11 protein-coding genes are annotated in these 16,243 nt (G+C 67.3%); 8 read left to right on the plus strand and 3 right to left on the minus strand.

The window, feature by feature from the left end; translation table 11 throughout:
- The first annotated feature begins 15 nt into the window (after nt 1-15).
- The 4 genes from xseA (at nt 16) to xseB (ending at nt 9,167) form a co-directional block, all read left to right on the plus strand.
- Entirely contained in the window at nt 16-1,176 is a 1,161-nt protein-coding gene (gene xseA / locus G5C50_RS05630; RefSeq protein ID WP_165066253.1) for an exodeoxyribonuclease VII large subunit, read from the plus strand.
- Nucleotides 1,177-1,437: 261 nt separating this feature from the next.
- Nucleotides 1,438-4,980 carry an Ig-like domain-containing protein gene (locus G5C50_RS05635; protein WP_165066256.1) on the plus strand — a complete coding sequence of 1,181 codons (3,543 nt, stop codon included), beginning with the start codon at nt 1,438-1,440 and terminating at the stop codon, nt 4,978-4,980.
- A gap of 93 nt (nt 4,981-5,073) precedes the next feature.
- Nucleotides 5,074-8,472, plus strand: a complete 3,399-nt coding sequence (locus tag G5C50_RS05640; RefSeq protein ID WP_165066259.1) for a beta strand repeat-containing protein — start codon at nt 5,074-5,076, stop codon at nt 8,470-8,472.
- A gap of 269 nt (nt 8,473-8,741) precedes the next feature.
- Nucleotides 8,742-9,167, plus strand: coding sequence for an exodeoxyribonuclease VII small subunit (gene xseB / locus G5C50_RS05645; RefSeq protein ID WP_165066261.1), 426 nt, complete (start codon nt 8,742-8,744; stop codon nt 9,165-9,167).
- Nucleotides 9,168-9,234: 67 nt separating this feature from the next.
- Here the strand turns inward: xseB and G5C50_RS05650 are convergent, their stop codons facing one another.
- Complete coding sequence (locus G5C50_RS05650; protein ID WP_165066264.1) at nt 9,235-10,035, minus strand: hypothetical protein; 801 nt, start codon at nt 10,033-10,035, stop codon at nt 9,235-9,237.
- Between the two features lie 246 nt (nt 10,036-10,281).
- The gene (locus G5C50_RS05655; RefSeq protein ID WP_165066267.1) at nt 10,282-10,671 is read right to left on the minus strand and encodes a hypothetical protein; all 390 of its coding nucleotides are present in this window, start codon (nt 10,669-10,671) and stop codon (nt 10,282-10,284) included.
- Nucleotides 10,672-10,922: 251 nt separating this feature from the next.
- On the opposite strand from G5C50_RS05655, the gene G5C50_RS05660 reads away from it, so the two are divergent.
- Both G5C50_RS05660 and G5C50_RS05665 read left to right on the plus strand, forming a co-directional pair.
- Complete coding sequence (locus G5C50_RS05660; protein WP_165066269.1) at nt 10,923-11,735, plus strand: helix-turn-helix domain-containing protein; 813 nt, start codon at nt 10,923-10,925, stop codon at nt 11,733-11,735.
- On the plus strand, nt 11,725-12,294 hold the full coding sequence (locus tag G5C50_RS05665) for a DUF6036 family nucleotidyltransferase (protein WP_165066272.1): 570 nt from the start codon (nt 11,725-11,727) through the stop codon (nt 12,292-12,294). Before G5C50_RS05660 ends, G5C50_RS05665 begins: the two co-directional genes overlap by 11 nt.
- Before the next feature lie 45 nt (nt 12,295-12,339).
- On the opposite strand, the gene miaE is transcribed toward G5C50_RS05665, so the two are convergent.
- Nucleotides 12,340-12,963, minus strand: a complete 624-nt coding sequence (gene miaE, locus G5C50_RS05670; protein WP_165066274.1) for a tRNA isopentenyl-2-thiomethyl-A-37 hydroxylase MiaE — start codon at nt 12,961-12,963, stop codon at nt 12,340-12,342.
- A 296-nt stretch (nt 12,964-13,259) separates the two neighbouring features.
- On the opposite strand from miaE, the gene G5C50_RS05675 reads away from it, so the two are divergent.
- Nucleotides 13,260-14,198, plus strand: a complete 939-nt coding sequence (locus G5C50_RS05675) for a polyprenyl synthetase family protein (RefSeq protein WP_165066277.1) — start codon at nt 13,260-13,262, stop codon at nt 14,196-14,198.
- Nucleotides 14,198-16,210, plus strand: coding sequence for a 1-deoxy-D-xylulose-5-phosphate synthase (gene dxs / locus G5C50_RS05680; RefSeq protein WP_165066279.1), 2,013 nt, complete (start codon nt 14,198-14,200; stop codon nt 16,208-16,210). The genes G5C50_RS05675 and dxs overlap by 1 nt, the downstream gene beginning before the upstream one ends.
- Nucleotides 16,211-16,243 lie beyond the last annotated feature (33 nt).

Here is a 16,243-nt window from a genome sequence, read left to right on the forward strand (position 1 = left end):
GACGATCGGACCACCATGGCGAGCTTTCCCTGGTTCCAGGGTTCAGACAACCCGTACGGCGTGGTCTTTGAAACCGTCGGCGGGCTGACCGAGCGCATCAAGGACGCGCTTGAGGCTGAGTTCGGCGGCGTGGCGGTCCGGGGCGAGATCTCGAACCTCGCCCGTCCGCGTTCGGGGCATCTCTATTTCAGCCTCAAGGACAATCAGGCCTCCGTCCGCGTGGTGATGTGGCGGACCGACGCCCAGCGCCTCCCCTTCGATCTGGCCGACGGACTGGCCGTCCGGCTTGTCGGCCGGGTCACGGTGTACAGCCCGCGCGGGGAGTATCAGATCATCGCCCAGGCCGTCGAACCCGAGGGCATGGGCGCGCAGGAGTTGGCGTTCCGACAACTCTTCGCCCGGCTCTCCGCCGAGGGCCTGTTCGACCCCGACCGCAAACGCCCCCTGCCCCGATTCCCCCGACGGATCGCGGTCGTCACCAGCCCCACCGGCGCGGCCGTCCGCGATTTGCTTCAGGTCACCGGCCGGCGGTGGAAGGGAACGGACGTCGTCATCGTGCCGACCCGCGTCCAGGGGATCGGCGTGGGCCGTGAGATCGCCGCCGCCCTGGAACTGGCCGGACTCATCCCCGGAGTCGAGGTCGTCGTCGTCGCCCGAGGCGGCGGCAGTGCGGAGGATCTCGGCCCGTTCAACGACGAACTCGTCGTGCGGGCGATCGCCGGCTGTCCCGTCCCCGTCGTCGCGGCCGTCGGCCACGAGATCGACGTGACCCTTGCCGACCTGGCCGCCGACCGACGCGCCCTGACCCCCAGCGAGGCCGGCGAACTCGTCGTTCCCGACGCGGCTGAGATCGCCATGCACCTGGACCGACTCGGCCAGGCGCTCCACCACGCCGGGGCGGGAAGGCTCCGCGAAACCCGAACCAATTTGGACTCCCTCGCCCAGGCTCTGCTCCAGGCGGCTCGCCAGAACCTGGAACACCGCAAGCACCGCCTCGACCGCCTCAAATCCTCCCTCGAAGCCCTGAATCCCCAGGCCGTTCTGGCCCGGGGCTACAGCCTCACCCTGACCGAAGACGGGCGCACGGTCGTCCGCGACCCCTCCCAGGCCCCTCCAGGCGTAATCATCCACTCTCTACTCGCCAACGGCCGCCTCACCTCCCGCGTCGAGGATTGAGCCGTATTCGAGAAGCTCCGTAAAGAAAATTCCACAAGCAGCGCCCTGGAAAGATGAGCCGACTGGCGTACATTTCTGCTTGATCGCGATTTGATAATCTGGGTATTCTAGGCGGTCGATGCTGGCAGCGCCTGATGTCCGAACGCGCCAATCGATACACGCCATGCACCGCGCATGGCTGCATACGCCGTTGACATCAGGACTTCGATCCGCACTCTCCGCCAATCGATCGGCATCTTTGCATCCGAGAGGCACTCTTCCATGATGACGACGAAGACGACGCACCAGGGACGTCTGAGCGTGGACTGGAGGTCCTGGAGTCAAGGCAAGGGCGCGGGGCGTCGCAGGCGACACGTCCGAGGAGAGACGCTGCGGAGGATCGAGGCTCTGGAGGATCGGCGGCTGCTGGCGGCGACGATCAACATCGACGCCGCCGCCTTGCTGAGCTACGCGACCGATTCCGCCGCGACCGAGGCGCTGACGATTTCGGTCTCGGGAACAACGTACACGTTCTCGTCGGATCAGATGATCAACGTGGCCTCAAACGTTCCCGGTCTGACCGTGACGGGGGACGGAGGCAATGTGGTCACCGTCGACGGGATCACCGGCCTCGCCGTGAGCGTCAACACGGCATCCAGCGAGGTGACCCTCCTCAGCTCGAACGTGGCCACGGAGATCGATCCGGGGACGAGCGCCGGAGCAAGCCAGCTGAACATTGGCGCCGGAGATCTGTCCGGTCTCAGCAGCGTGATCACGATCGCTCCCGGCGGCTTGGGGACGGGGCCTGACTTCAATGTTACGGTCGACGGCTCGGCGGGCGCGACGGCCGGCGTCTGGAACCTGGCGCCGATCGGCTCGGTCTCCCAGTTGACGGGGATTGGCGCAGGGGCCGCGGTGACCTACACCCCCGGCCGCATCGGCGGGTTCACGCTGTTGAACGCCGCCCTGCAGGCGAACTCGTTGACCGTTGATTTCGCCGTCGGCAACCCACTCCCCACCGCCATCATGGCCTACAACGGCGGAGCCACTGCTTCCTCCGCGGCCAAGAGCGACCTGATTCTGATCGGCGACCCAGAGGTCGCGTTCACGAGCGAGACCTACACGACCGGCGGCGGAACCGGGGGCTCGTTGCAGTTCCTGGACGAGGATTCCAACTCGACGGGGATCGACTTTTCGGGCGTGTCGTCGCACAGCGTCTACGACACGGTCGTCGTGGCGTCGTACGTGTTCAATTACACGGGCGATCCTTCGGTCGGCGTGACGGCCTCGGCCGGCGAGAATTCCGCCAATACGGGGAACCTCCAGACGCTCAAGATCGCCTCCGACGGCTCGCCCGCCCAGTTCGTCGACGTCCACCTCGCCAACAAGACGGCGGTCACGGTGAATCAGCTCGGCGGCGGCGATTACACCAGCACGGTGAACTACGCGATCACCGATCCGGTCGCCGGCCTGAGCAGCCTGACGTTCGTCTCGGGAAGCGGGTCGGACGCGTCGCACCTGATTGCCCTGCCCCCGGCAGTCGCGACGTCCGTCCAGCAGGGGGGCGGCAGCGACCAGATGTTCGTGACGCTCGCCGGGACGACCGCCGCGACCTCGACGACCGTCGACGGCGGCCCCGGAACGGATTCGCTGAGGATCGACGCGGGCGGGCTCGCCCTGACCGCGTCCAACTTCACCGTCAATCCGGACGGTTCGACGACGGTCTCGGGCGCGCCGGTCACCGGCGCGGGCCTCACCTACAGGAACTACGAGAGCGTCACCGTCACCGACGCCGCGGCGCCGACCCCCACCGTCTTCGGCGTCCCGGTCCACGGCACGGAGGGCCTGCAACTGGTCAACGTGCTGGTGGGCGCGTTCACGGCGCCGGGCGGGTTCAAGGCCTCGGACTTCGCCGCCACGGTCGCCTGGGGCGACGGCAAGTCGGACGCCGGCGTGATCGTGCAGGACGCCTCGAATCCCGCGGTCTACTACATCTACGGGACCCACACCTACCAGACGCCGGGCGTCTTCACCACGACGATCACCGTGCGGCCTCTCGCCGGCACGGGGGTGAGCTTCATCGGCGGGATCCCGGTCACGTTCGTCTCCGAGGGCGGGGATCCGGTCTCCCAAAGCCAGAGCGCGATCATCCAGGACGCAGGGCTCTCCCTGGCCGTCCAGGCGTTCTCCGGCGTGGAGAACAAGCCGCTGGCCACGACCTCCTCGATGATCGTGGCGACGTTCACGGACCTGGGCGGCATCGACCCGACCCAGGCCAACCCGGCCGGGCAATACACGGCGACGATCTTCTGGGGCGACGGCTCGGTGGGCGTGGGAAGCCTCACGATCACCCGCAACGGCCTCTCCAGCCAGTTCATCGTCAGCGCCGCGCCGCACACGTACACGACCCCCGGCACGTACACGGTCACGGTGGTCGTGAAGCAGGCTGACGGCGGCGCCACGGCGGTCGCCTCGAACTTCGCGCACATCGCCGACGCCGCGCTGACGGCCGCGACCCCGCTGGCGGTCAACCCGGTTACGGAAGCCTCTCAGTTCGTCGACCTGGCGATCAGCGCGTTCAACGACGCCAATCCGCTGGCGACCGTCGATCAGTACAAGGTCCTGGTCGACTATGGCGACGGCACCGGCCTCCAGGCCGCCACGGTCGTCCAGCCCAACGGGATCGGCACGACGTTCTACATCCTGGGCACGCACACCTACGCCAACACCTTGGCCGCGGGCGCCAGCCCCATCACCACGGTCGGAACGTCGCCCGCGACGGCCGCCACGCTTAATGGGACGTACACGCTCAAGATCTACGTCCAGGACACCTTCGGCTCGGCCGTGAACCTGACCAACACGCTGGCCGTCGACGACCGGGCCCTGACCGTCGCCGGCACCCTCGACTCGGCGTCGGACACGGGGATCTCGAACACCGACGGCGTCACCAACGACAATACGCCGAGCTTCACCGGCAGGGTCAGTGAGGGCGGGTCGACCGTCGCGCTGTACGCCTCGCTCAACGGCGGCTCGCCGTTCCTGATCGGCTCGACCTCGGCCGACGCCGCGGGCGTGTGGAGCATCACGCCGGCCGCGGCGCTGGCCGACGGCGGTTACACGATCTCCGCCCAGGCGATCGACTCGTTCGGCCACACCGTCGGCGCCCTGACGACCATCCGGTCGGGCCTGGTGATCGACACGGTCGGTCCCAAGATCACCAACGTCCTGCTCGACGGCTGGCGAGGCCAGGTGATCGTCACGCTCGAGGACTTCGGCGGGGTCTCGAACATCGGCTCCGGCCTGGCCGCGTCCGCCGTCCAGGACGCCAACAACTACGTTCTCACCAAGCTGCTGGCGAAGAATACGAACCTCCGCCCGTGGCTGATCACGTCGATCTCGGTCTCGCCCGGATCGACCACTGGCGAGCAGGTGGCGACCATCCAGTTCAACGGCGGGGCCCAGATCCGAGGCGGGAAGTACCTGTTCAAGGCCCTTTCCGTCGACCCGACGAACCTCTCGGGGATTCGCGACATCGCGGGCAACGCCCTCGACGGCGAGTTCTACGGGTATTTCCCGTCGGGGAACAACGTCAACGGCGGGAACTTCGTGGCGGAGCTCGACGCGATCCACCACACCGTCTATCCGCCCAAGACCCAGGTGGGAACGGCCACGCCGGTCTCGCCGGCGGGTCGTGCGGCGACCGGCGCGTACCTGAGCAGCGACGGTACGCTCACCCCTTCGGCGTCGGCGGCGGTTAAGCTGTCGGCGGCCCGGCAGGTCGCGACGTCGGCCCGCGCCGCGCGGCTGGCGGCCCTCCGCTCCTGATCTCGACCGCCGCGATGTCCGCGCCCGGCCTTGTCACCGGGCGCGGATTCGCGCGCGCTGCACGCATCATCCTGATTCGCTACGGAGAGTTTCATGCACCGGGATCGCCTCTCGTCGCTCCGTGATCGCTTCCTCCCCTCTCGTCGTCGACCGCGGAGGTCCTCGCGAAGGCTCTTTGGGGTGGAGGCTCTGGAAGGGCGCCGCTTGCTGGCGGCCTCGCTGGACGTGACCACCGGTTCGCTCGCCTTTCAGGCGACCGGCAGCGCGATGAACCTGTCGATCTCGGTGGATTCCTCGAACGTCTATACTTTCCGCGACCCCACCCAGACGATCACGCTCGGCTCGGGCGCCACGTCCGCCAGTTGGACGATCTCGCCCGACGGCCACACTGCGACGGGGCCCGGGGCGTCGATCTCCTCGATCGCCGTCGTCGGCGACCCGGGGACTTTCAACGATGTGGTGAGCGTCTCCTCGACGGGCGTGCCGACGAGCATCACCACGGGCCTGGGAGCTGACACGTTCTACTTCACCGCTCCGACGATCACCGCGGCGGTCACGCTCTCCAACGCAGCCGGGGGAGCGACCGACTCGGACGCCGTGAACTACGCCCTCGGCGGCGTCGACGCGACGTTCGCCACCGGCGCGCTGGGGCGTGAGACGCTGCAAAGCGCCGCGACCGGCGCGGGGCTGATCAGCGTGACCTCGGTCAAACCGCTCTACACCTCGTCGTTCCCCGACATCGCCCTTCAGCCGGCGCAGCTCGACCTGAATCTGAACAGCCTCTACGTCACGCCGACGGCCCTCAGCACGACCCTGTCGATCGCCAGCAACGTGATCCAGGCGTCGGTCCAGGGGGGGCCGGTCCACACCTTCACGCCGGGGACGATCGACGGTTTCACCGTGGGCGGAACGACCGCCGGAAGCACCCTGACGGTCGACTACACCAACGGCGTCCCTTACGGCCCGAGCCTCGACTTCGCGCCTCCCGTCGCGACCTCCGGCGCGTCGAACACCCTCGTCCTCAAGGGGGGGACCTTCACCCAGCAAGCGTACGTGGCCTCGAGCCCCGGCGCGGGGAGCATCGTTTTCCCCAACCGCACCGTCGGGTCGTCCACGATCACGAACGTCATCGACTTCTCCAACCTCAGCCCGATCATCGACACGGTCACGGCCACGGGCTTCACCTTCTCGGCTCCGAGCGGGGCCCAGTCGATTGAGATGCTCGCCGGCTCGGTCGTCTCGGGCGTGCAGACGACCCGGATCCGCAGTACGACGTCCGCGTTCGAGCAGGTCGACTTCGCCAACAAAACGAACGTCTCGGTCACGACGGGGACCGGCGCCGACACGATCTCCGCCGATCTTTCGACCCCAGCCCGGGGCCTGAGCACGGTGAGCATCGCCACGGGAGACGGCGACGACACCATCGTTCTGCTGGGCGCGGCCGCGACCGTCAAGACCACCATCGACGCCGGCGCGGGGGCCGGCAACCTGATCGACCTCAGCAACGCCAACAGCCTCGCCGGGCTGAAAGGCGACGTCTACGCCCTGGCGACGGGCGGCTCGACGGAGCTGCTTCTCGACGACTCGGCCAACACGGCGGCCGACTCCTTCACCATCTATCGCGGCCGGATCACCGGCGGACCGCTCGGGACGTTCGTCGACTACGGCGGAAGCGGCGTGACGAGCGTGGACCTGCGCGGCGGAAGCGGCAACGACACCTTCACCTTCGTGAACTTCGGCGGTCCCACTTCGGCTCAGACCTACAATGTCGCCGGCGGCTCCGGGACGGATTCGCTGATCGTCAACTCCTCCGTCGCCCCCACCGACATTACGACGGCAGGCGTGCTGAACTTCGGCTCGGGCCAGCCTAGCATCGACTATACTTCAATTGAACAAATCACAATCAACGTCGGCATGGGAACGCCCGTCGGGACGGCCGTGACGATCAACGCCGTCGAGGCGCAGGCCTTCGTCCAGCGGACGGTCGCCCGGTTCTCAGACGCCTCGCCGACGACCGGCGCGGTCTATTACGCCTCGATCGACTGGGGAGACGGCTCGCCGATCTCCGGCGGCCAGATCGTCGCGGCCGGCGTCACGGGCGTTTATGAAGTCCTGGGCAACCACTCCTACGCCGCCGCCGCGACCAGCTACCCGGTGACGGTCACCGTGACCCGCCAGGGGGGCGGCTCCGGTGGCTCCACGACCACCGTCGTCGACGGCGTGCCGATCACGGTCAATAACGGGGTCTCCCAGAACGTCGTGATCTCGTCCAAGGCCGTCGTCGCCGCCGCGCCTCTCAGCGCCCAGGCCATCCCGTTCAGCGGCCGGGCCAACGCCCCGCTGGTGAACAACAACGGCGGCATCCAGGTCGGCTCGTTCACGGACTCGGGGACGAACCTCGATCCCTCGGCCTACACCGTCGCGATCTCTTGGGGCGACGGCACGACCACGGGCCCGACCCAGATCACGACCACCGGGACCGCCGGCGGGAGGGTCTACAACATCTTCGGCAACCACTACTACACCCAACCCGGGACCTATCCGATCACGATCCTGGTGACCAAGCCTCCGGTAGCCGTGACGGCCCCGGCGGTCGCCCAGGCGCCTCCAGGAGCGCAGGCGGTGGCCGCGACGACGGTGACCATCCTCCCGGCCGCCTTGACCACCATCACCGGCCGGCTCAATCCGGCCAGCGATTCGGGCGTCTCCAACAGCGACGGGATCACCAACGTCGTCCAGCCGACCTACTCCGGTCTGGTCGACTCGCCTGGAGCCACCGTCGCGGTCGTCGCCACCTCGCCCGTCACGGGCGCCCAGACTCTCCTGGGGGCGACCCAGGCCGACGAGGCCGGCGCGTGGAGCGTCACCTCGGGCGCGGCCCTGACCGACGGCTACTACTTCATCACGGTTTACGCGGCCGACCGCTACAACTCCAGCAACGTCGTCTCCACCATCCTCAGCCAATCGCTGCTGATCGACACGTACGCCCCCCGGATCCTGGCCGCCGCCTTCGTCCCCAAGTCGGGCTACGTCCAGCTCGTCTTCCAGGACTACGGCGGCGCCGGCGGCGGATCGGGGATGGCCCTATCGACGATCCAGGACCCAAGCAATTTCACTTATTCGTTTGTCTCCTCGGTCGTGAAGGGCTACCGGCCTCCCTCGCAGTGGCTCGTCGGCCCGATTACCGTGACGCCGGCCACGACCAGCGGCCCGCAGACCGCCAACATCGTCATCAACGGCGGGAAGGCGATTCGCGGCGGCGTGTACCAGATCATCGCCCGGTCGAAGTCCTCCACTCTGGCGTCGGGCCTGCAAGATCTTGCCGGCAACGCGCTCGACGGCGAGTTCTACGGGACGTACCCCTCGGGCAACGGCGTCTCGGGAGGCGACTTCACCGCGCGGTTGGATTCGATCCACAACCGCGTCTACGCCCCAGGGACGAACATCGGCCCCGGCACCACCACGACGCCGCGCCGAAACGTCCGCCGCTGACGACCAGTTATCGAACCTCCGGATGCCAATCCGGGGTCATAGCGGCCTTCCCGCCTCGCGGGGAAGGCGGTTCGAAGAGCCGGATGAGAGGGGATCGGCGTCGCCGTAAGGGCGACAGGTCGGATGCAAGTCCGACTCCGGTCGTTCCCTCATCCGACTGCAATCCAAAGGCGCATCCTGAAGGCCGATCGGCTTGGCCGGCCGATACCGAATCGCTAAGGTGAGGGGGACGACCCACGACCCCCTCGCCCTTTTTGCGATCCAGGACCATGCCCGACGAGCCCGAGATCCGCTTCGAAACCGCCCTGGCCGAACTGGAAGAGATCGTCGACGCCCTCCAGCGCGGCGAGCCCGAGCTGGACGCCGCGCTGGCGAAGTACCAGAAGGGCGTCGAGCTGCTGAGCCGCTGCTACGGCCTCCTGGAGCGAGCCGAGCGGTCCGTCTCCGTCCTCGACGCCTTCGACGAGGCCGGCGAGCCCGTTACCTCCGCCTTCGACCCCACCGCGACCATCGACCTGGCCCGCACCGCCGCCGCTACGATCGTCGCCTCCGTCGAGATCACCCCCGCCGAATCCGACGAGCCCGCCCCCAAACCCCGCAAGCGTCGCACGACCAAACCCGCGACAACGCCCGAACCAGACCCCGAGCCGAAGCCCGCCGAACCAGAATACGACCGCTTCGACCCGCCGTTCTGAGATCCGCAAGGGGGCATCGGTTGACGGTCAGGTCGTGGGACGAGAAACAGCGATGCTCCCAGGCGTGTTAGCCGCTGCGCCGCCGCGACCGGACCGTCAGGCCGGCGATGGTCGCGGCGGCTAGATACAGGATCGACGGCTCGGGAACCGGCGAGGGGGCCGCAAGCCCGGGAGGGGTCAGGATGAACTCGGACGAGATCCCCGAGCCGTTGTAGATTTGGACGAGGATGTCGCCCCGGTCGTCAATCGACGTGGCATCGAGTATCCCGCCGTATTTGGCCAGCAATTCGGGCGGGATGAGGTCGCGAACCTGGGTCGCTATGCCGGTCGTCGTGTCGACCAACGTCGGACCGCCGTTGGCCAGCCTGATAAGAATCTGGCCCGTTTCGCTGAGCTGAGGGACCCCGTAGTAGTGGGAATGGTCATGGGCGAGTTGGATGAACATCCCGAAGTACCCATTAGCTTGCCTCACGGTGTAGCCGACCGCCGGATCGCCCTCGGGATGGATGCTCCGGGAGACCGCGATCGTTCCCAGGACGACCCCGGAACTGTTCATCGCGCTGGGCAGCATGGTGTAAGTCGTCAGAATGGGCTCGAGCGCCCCCTGGTACACCCGGGTTGTTGGCAGGCTGTCGAAGAAACCGGCGGGCTGGGAATGCGGATCGATCCACGTCGACTGGAAAGGGAATGCCTCGCCCGTCGTCCGGTTGACGATCACGCCGGCATTCGGCGCGGAGTTGCCGATGTCCTGGCTCATCCCGACATACGTCGCCGTGTAATACGGGACCGCTTCCGTTCGTGAGGGTGCGGCGAGACAGACCGCAAAGACGACGATCCCGAATGCAAACTTCCACCCTGGGCGAATCATGGCATCCCTCCAGCAGGTCACGCCCCGGGCCGTGATGGCGTCATGCGTGGCCTCGAAATCGGCTGGGAGGGTAAATCGATTCTAAAATTTGGTCAATATTTAAGATAAATAAATCACAGCGAGGAACGGTATCATCCGACATGCCGTGATTGCGGCCACGGGCGGGCGGGACTCGGTGTCCGTTCCTGTTTCCCCACACACCGGGAGGACCGGTGCCAATAGACACACGCCCCTGCTATCGCCCCCTCAAGCTCCGGGATACTCTTCGAGATAAACCGGCTCGCCTCGCGCGACGATCGACGCTCCACGCCCGCGGACGATCAGCCACTCACTTTCTCCTGTCACAGCCCTGAGCGAGACTCTTCCGAGAAAGTTCAAGGGTAAGGGAATCTTGTTGTCCCAGCAGGTCTCCTCTTCGAAGAACTGCCCGTCCGCAAGGTTGACGGGGACCGTCACAGGAAGCGATTCGGCGACGGCGGCGGCAATGATCAGGTCGAGTTCCAGCAGCCATCCGGTGCCGACGTCGACGCCCGGTCGCCCTTCCGACCGGTGGACGTAAGCCGGCGCGAACCGAAGCACGAGATTCCCCGACTCCCAGGCGATCCCCGCGAGCCGGGAATCATGGATCTCGATCATGCTGTTCACAGCTCGTTCCCCTCACCGCTGTGCATCCTCGGTCCCGGCGGCTGTTCGGCCAGGGTGGGCGCCTCTGCCCTGAGAAGCTGATCCCAGCGAGCCTCCACGCGTCCGTTTGGACAGCGGACTCCAGAATACCAGGCCGCCCTGGACATACTACACAGGACGGTTATCATTAATAACACTCTGTTATAAAACCAAAGCCAAGGTCATACCGCAAGCCTTGGCTCTTTGACGCTGGAGAGCGAGCGATGGACGTCGAAGGCGATCGATCGACTCGCACGGTGGTGATCGGCCCGCATTTGGCCGCGGCGCGTCTTGAACGAAGGCTGAGCCAGGCCGAGTTGGCTACTCGTTGCGGCCTGTCCCAAGCCCAGGTCTCTTACTTCGAGCTTGATCGCCGTAGGCCCACGATCGATCAACTGGTCCGACTCGCCGGCGCCCTGGACGTCTCCCTCCACCGGCTGATCGTGGGTTCCGACCGGCCGGGCGGCGACTTGCGCGATCTGGCCGTCGAGCTACGACGGCTGGGCCTCGTCGATCTCTGGGTCGCGGACCCGATCGTCCCGGGCGCCTTCCGGCGACCAGAGGAGGTGATCGCCTTGGCCGTATCAGGAGACGCGCCGGCCCCACGCGTCATCGAGGCGGTCCCGGCGCTCCTGGCGTGGAATCGTCTCAATCCTGTCCTGCAGAGGGCCTACGGTCGGACGGCCGGGCCGCGGATCCTCCGGCGGCTGGCCTGGCTCGCCGACGTCGCCCTGGCCATCGATCGTCGCAGGGGCTTCCCTGGCGGCTGCCGGAGTGAGCAACTCTCCCGCTTCGCACGAAAAGTCCCGGCTCCCGCGCCTGGGTCGGACGATTGGGACGACCTCGGTCGACCGATGGAAGGAGTCCCGAAATCGCCCGTCTGGAAACGGTGGCGGATCAACTACGAGGCTGATCTGGAGCGGTTCGAGCAGCGGGCCCGAGATCTGGACCAGACAGTCAAATCGTCTGGAGTGCGCCGCCGACGACGTGGTGGCATCGCCGAGAGGACGGATGGGGAGGCATCAGGTGGGACCTGACGAAATCATCCGTTTCCTTGAGGCCGTGGACGCGGAGTTGGAAGGACGGGCCGCGGAAGGCGAGCGGCTCGACCTCTACTTGATCGGCCGGTCGGCGCTGATCCTCCGCTACGGGCTCAACGTCGGGACGAGAGACGTCGACGTCGTCCATTTCCACGGCTCGGCACTGGAACTCGCCGCCGTGGAGGCCTTTGGCAGGGGGACCGCGAACGCCGAACGCTTCGGGTTCTATCTTGAGTCGGTGCCCCAGGGGCTACCACCGATCCCAGCGACCTATCGCTCCCGGTCGGAGCCGATCCCGGGTCGATGGCGAGTCCTCAGGCCCATGCTTCCCGATCCCCACGACCTTGCCGTGACCAAACTGAAGCGGTTCCACGCCAAGGATCGCGAGGACCTGCAGATCCTCTGCGATTCGGGCGAACTGGACGCCAACGGCTTGAGACAAAGCCTCGATTCGGCCTTCGCCTGGTCCGAGAAGGACGACCCGGATCGAGATATCGCGGCCAGGAACCTCGCACGGGTCATCGAGTACCTGGAGGGGAGAACACGCACCCTGTAACCCACGCCAAATCGAAGCACCAGACCTTCCCCCGGAAGGCGTTCGCTATGAGCCGCTGTGCATCCTCGGCCCCGGCGGCTGTTTGGCCAGAATGGACGCCTCGGCCATGAGGAGTTCGGTCCAGCGGGATTGGACTTCGGCGTCGGGCAAGACGTGGCCGGCGAGTTCGAGGAAGACGCGGTAGTGGCCCAACTCGGACGCTCCCAGCCGGCTGTAGAAGCGCGAGAGTTCGCGGTCGCTCTCGGCGGAGACGCGAGCCAGCGCCAGGAACCGTTCGCACGAGCGGGCCTCAATGAGGGCTGAGATCAGGAGCCGGTCCACCAACTCCTCGTTCCCCTGCCCTTTCCGCACGAGCAACCGCAGCGCATTGGCGTAGGCGTTCTTGTGGGTCCGCTCCAGATGGCCGCCGCGACGGGAGAGCAAGCGGACGACCGAGTTCAGGTGCGCGGCTTCATCCTGGGCGATCGAGGTCAGGGTCGTGGTCCAGATCTCGGGCGGGGTGGGCTCGGGCCAGCGGTTGAGCAACTCCATCGCGTTGGCCGCGGCCTTCTTCTCCAGATAGGCGTGGTCGTTGAGGAGCGCCAGGGGCTCCTCAAGGGCCTTTTCAGCCCACTCGTCGGGCGTCCGGGATAGCAACGGAAGATCTTCAACCGACTCGGCGAGGCCCATGATCCAGCCTTCTCCACGATTCCACACCAATGACTGCACGCAGCCCCAGACCGCGACGTCTTCGCAGATTACCCAGAATCACGCAGCGACCCCACTCCCGCCACCACAAGCCGCCCGAATCGACTTTATGTCGCAAAGTTTTCTCGGCAGCCATGTAGACAAGGCGGGGGGGAATGTCCACAATAGCAGCGGGCTCGGGGGGTTGGGAGGAAGGACCCCTCCTTCGGGAACGTTCCGCCCGGCGGGACGCGATCCCGGGACTTGTCCGGCCCACCACTCCTTGTAACATCACCTTCATGACGATCAGTTCAGAAGCCCTGACCACGTCGACCCTCGACGAGTACCTGGCCGAGCATCGCGCCCGAGTGGAGGAAGCTCTGGCGGCGGCCCTGCCCGAGCCGGGCTCCGACGGCGAGGCGGCCTGCCCTGAGCGGCTGGCGTCGGCGATGCGATACAGCCTGCTGGCGGGCGGAAAGCGGCTGCGGCCGGTCCTCTGCCTGATGGCGGCGGAGGCCTGCGGCGGCTCGTGGCGAGACGCCATGCCGGCGGCCTGCGCCCTGGAGATGATCCACACCTATTCCTTGATCCACGACGACCTGCCGGCGATGGACGACGACGACCTGCGTCGCGGTCGGCCGACCTGCCACAAGGCGTTCGACGAGGCGACCGCGATCCTCGCCGGCGACGGCCTGCTGACCTTGGCCTTTGAGGTCATCGTCAAGGGCGTCGCGCCGGCGTCGGCGGCCGCGGAATGCGTCCGGATCCTGGCCGAAGCTTCGGGGCCCTCGGGCATGGTCGGCGGTCAGATGGCCGACCTGGAGGCCGAGGACCGCGCCGGCGAGGGGCTGGACGGCTCGGCGGCTGAGTTGGAGGCGATCCACCGCCGCAAGACGGGCGCCCTGTTGCGGGCCCCGCTGGAGATGGGCGCGGTGATCGCCGGCGCCCCGGACGAATGGCGAGACGCCCTGGTTCGTTACGGTCGGGCGGTCGGCCTGGCGTTCCAGATCGTCGACGACCTTCTCGACGTCGAGGGGGATGAGGCCAAGCTGGGCAAGCGAGTCGGCAAGGACTCGGGCCACGGCAAATGGACCTATCCCCGGTTCCTGGGAGTGGCCGGCAGCCGGGCCAAGGCCCGCCAGCTCGCCCAAGAGGCGGTCGCCGCCCTCGCACCGCTGGAAGCGCGTGGCGGGCGGCTCCGCGACCTGGCCACGGCTCTTTTGGAAAGGGAGTCTTGATGCTCAACCCCGACTCGATCCTGTCTCGCATCGGCTCCCCCGCGGACCTGAAGGATCTGTCCGACACGGAGCTTGAGCAGCTCGCCGACGAGATGCGAGCCGAGCTGCTCGGCGTCGTGGGAAGGCGAGCCGCGCACTTCGCGAGCAATCTGGGGGTCGTCGAGCTGGCTCTGGCCCTGCACCTGACTTACGACTTCTCGCGCGATCGTATCATCTGGGACACCGGCCACCAGATCTACCCCCACAAGCTCATCACCGGCCGCGCCGCCGAACTGCACACGATCCGGACCAGGGGGGGCCTGATGGGCTACCCCAACCCGGCCGAAAGCCCCTACGACCTGTTCATGACCGGCCACGCCGGCTGCGCCCCCTCGACCGCCCTGGGCCTGAAGCTCGGCGACGAGATCATGGGCCGCGGCGACGCCCACTCCGTGGCGGTCATCGGCGACGGCGCGTTCCCCTCCGGCATCGTCTTCGAGGCCCTGAACCACGCGAGCGGCTCGCGAAGCAAGCTGCTGGTCATCCTCAACGACAACAACATGTCGATCTGCCCGCCGGTCGGCGGCCTGGCCAATACGCTCGACCGGGCGCGGATGTCCACGACCTACCACGACTGGAACAAGCGGGTGAAGTCGCTGCTGCCGTCGATCCCCCTCGTGGGCGAGACGGCCGAGCGCTGGCTCCAGCAGATCAAGGACGGCGTCAAGGCTTCGCTCCAGCACGGGATGCTCTTCGAGGAGCTGGGCTTCACCTACCTCGGCCCCATCGACGGTCACGACCTGAAGGGTCTGCGGACCTACCTTGAGAAGGTCAAGGCGATGGACGGGCCGATCCTGCTCCACGTCCTGACCAACAAGGGCCACGGGTTCGAGCCGGCCGTGAAGGACCCGGTGAAGTTCCACGCCCCGAACCCCTTCACCAAGGCCAAGGAAGGGATCATCCCCCTCAAGATCGCCTCGGTGGAGACCTACACCGACGCCGTCAGCGCCGCCTTGTTCGACGCCTGCGGCCGCAACCCTCATGTCGCCGTCCTGACGGCCGCGATGTGCGAGGGGAACAAGCTTCAGAAGGTCCGCGAAACCTACCCCAAGCAGTTCTTCGACGTCGGCATCTGCGAGAGCCACGCCGTCGCGGCGGCGGCCGGCATGGCCAAGGCCGGCGCGCGGCCGGTCGTCGACATCTACAGCACGTTCCTCCAGCGCTCGTACGACCAGATCTTCCAGGAGGTCTCGCTCCAGAACCTCCCGGTCGTCTTCTGTCTCGACCGCGCCGGGGTGGTCGGTGCCGACGGACCGACCCACCACGGGACGTACGACCTGGCCTACATGCGGATCTTCCCCAACATGGTCGTCATGGCCCCCGGCGACCGTTTGGACGTCGGCCCGATGCTCGACTTCGCCCTCGCCCACGACGCGCCGGTGTCGCTGCGATATCCCCGCGCCGCCACCGAGACGATCGCCCGCGAGCCCCAGCCGATCGAGGTCGGCCAGGCCGAGGTAATCGAGTGGGAAAGCGACGGCATGATCGTGGCCTGCGGCGCGATCCTGGGCACCTGCGTCCGCGCCGCGACGATCCTCCACGAACGGTACGGCCTGAACGTCGGCGTCATCAACGCCCGGTTCATCAAGCCGCTCGACAAGGCGACGATCGGCAAGGCCATCGAGGAAGCCGGGTTCGTCCTGACCGTCGAGGAAGGCTGCCTCGCCGGCGGCTTCGGCTCGGCCGTGCTTGAGGCGGCCAGCGACGCCGGGCTCTCCACCCAGCACGTCCGCCGCCTGGGCCTGCCCGACCGCTTCATCATGCACGCCGAACGCGAGGAGCAACTCGCCGAGGTGGGCCTGGACGTCGACGGCATCGTCGCCTCCGCCGTGGAGCTGGCCCGCACCGTCGGGCTGGAGTTCTCGGACCTTGGCCCCGGAGCGACGACGGTCGCCTCCGATCCAGGGGCGGCGAACGGCGCCCCCCACGCCAACGGATCGGCGATCGCCGCTGGTTCGCCGACCCCGAAGTAAATCGACCCCGACCGGTCCCCGGCGCGCGGGAGC

The organism is Paludisphaera rhizosphaerae (genome assembly GCF_011065895.1).
Taxonomy (GTDB): Bacteria; Planctomycetota; Planctomycetia; order Isosphaerales; family Isosphaeraceae; genus Paludisphaera; species Paludisphaera rhizosphaerae.

Excerpts from the sequence above, each read along its gene's own strand:
- G5C50_RS05635 (WP_165066256.1), top strand. The coding sequence starts at position 1,438 with ATGATGACGACGAAGACGACGCACCAGGGACGTCTGAGCGTGGACTGG.
- G5C50_RS05675 (WP_165066277.1), top strand. The coding sequence starts at position 13,260 with ATGACGATCAGTTCAGAAGCCCTGACCACGTCGACCCTCGACGAGTAC.
- miaE (WP_165066274.1), bottom strand. The coding sequence starts at position 12,963 with ATGGGCCTCGCCGAGTCGGTTGAAGATCTTCCGTTGCTATCCCGGACG.
- xseA (WP_165066253.1), top strand. The coding sequence starts at position 16 with ATGGCGAGCTTTCCCTGGTTCCAGGGTTCAGACAACCCGTACGGCGTG.
- G5C50_RS05650 (WP_165066264.1), bottom strand. The coding sequence starts at position 10,035 with ATGATTCGCCCAGGGTGGAAGTTTGCATTCGGGATCGTCGTCTTTGCG.
- dxs (WP_165066279.1), top strand. The coding sequence starts at position 14,198 with ATGCTCAACCCCGACTCGATCCTGTCTCGCATCGGCTCCCCCGCGGAC.
- G5C50_RS05655 (WP_165066267.1), bottom strand. The coding sequence starts at position 10,671 with ATGATCGAGATCCATGATTCCCGGCTCGCGGGGATCGCCTGGGAGTCG.
- xseB (WP_165066261.1), top strand. The coding sequence starts at position 8,742 with ATGCCCGACGAGCCCGAGATCCGCTTCGAAACCGCCCTGGCCGAACTG.
- G5C50_RS05660 (WP_165066269.1), top strand. The coding sequence starts at position 10,923 with ATGGACGTCGAAGGCGATCGATCGACTCGCACGGTGGTGATCGGCCCG.
- G5C50_RS05640 (WP_165066259.1), top strand. The coding sequence starts at position 5,074 with ATGCACCGGGATCGCCTCTCGTCGCTCCGTGATCGCTTCCTCCCCTCT.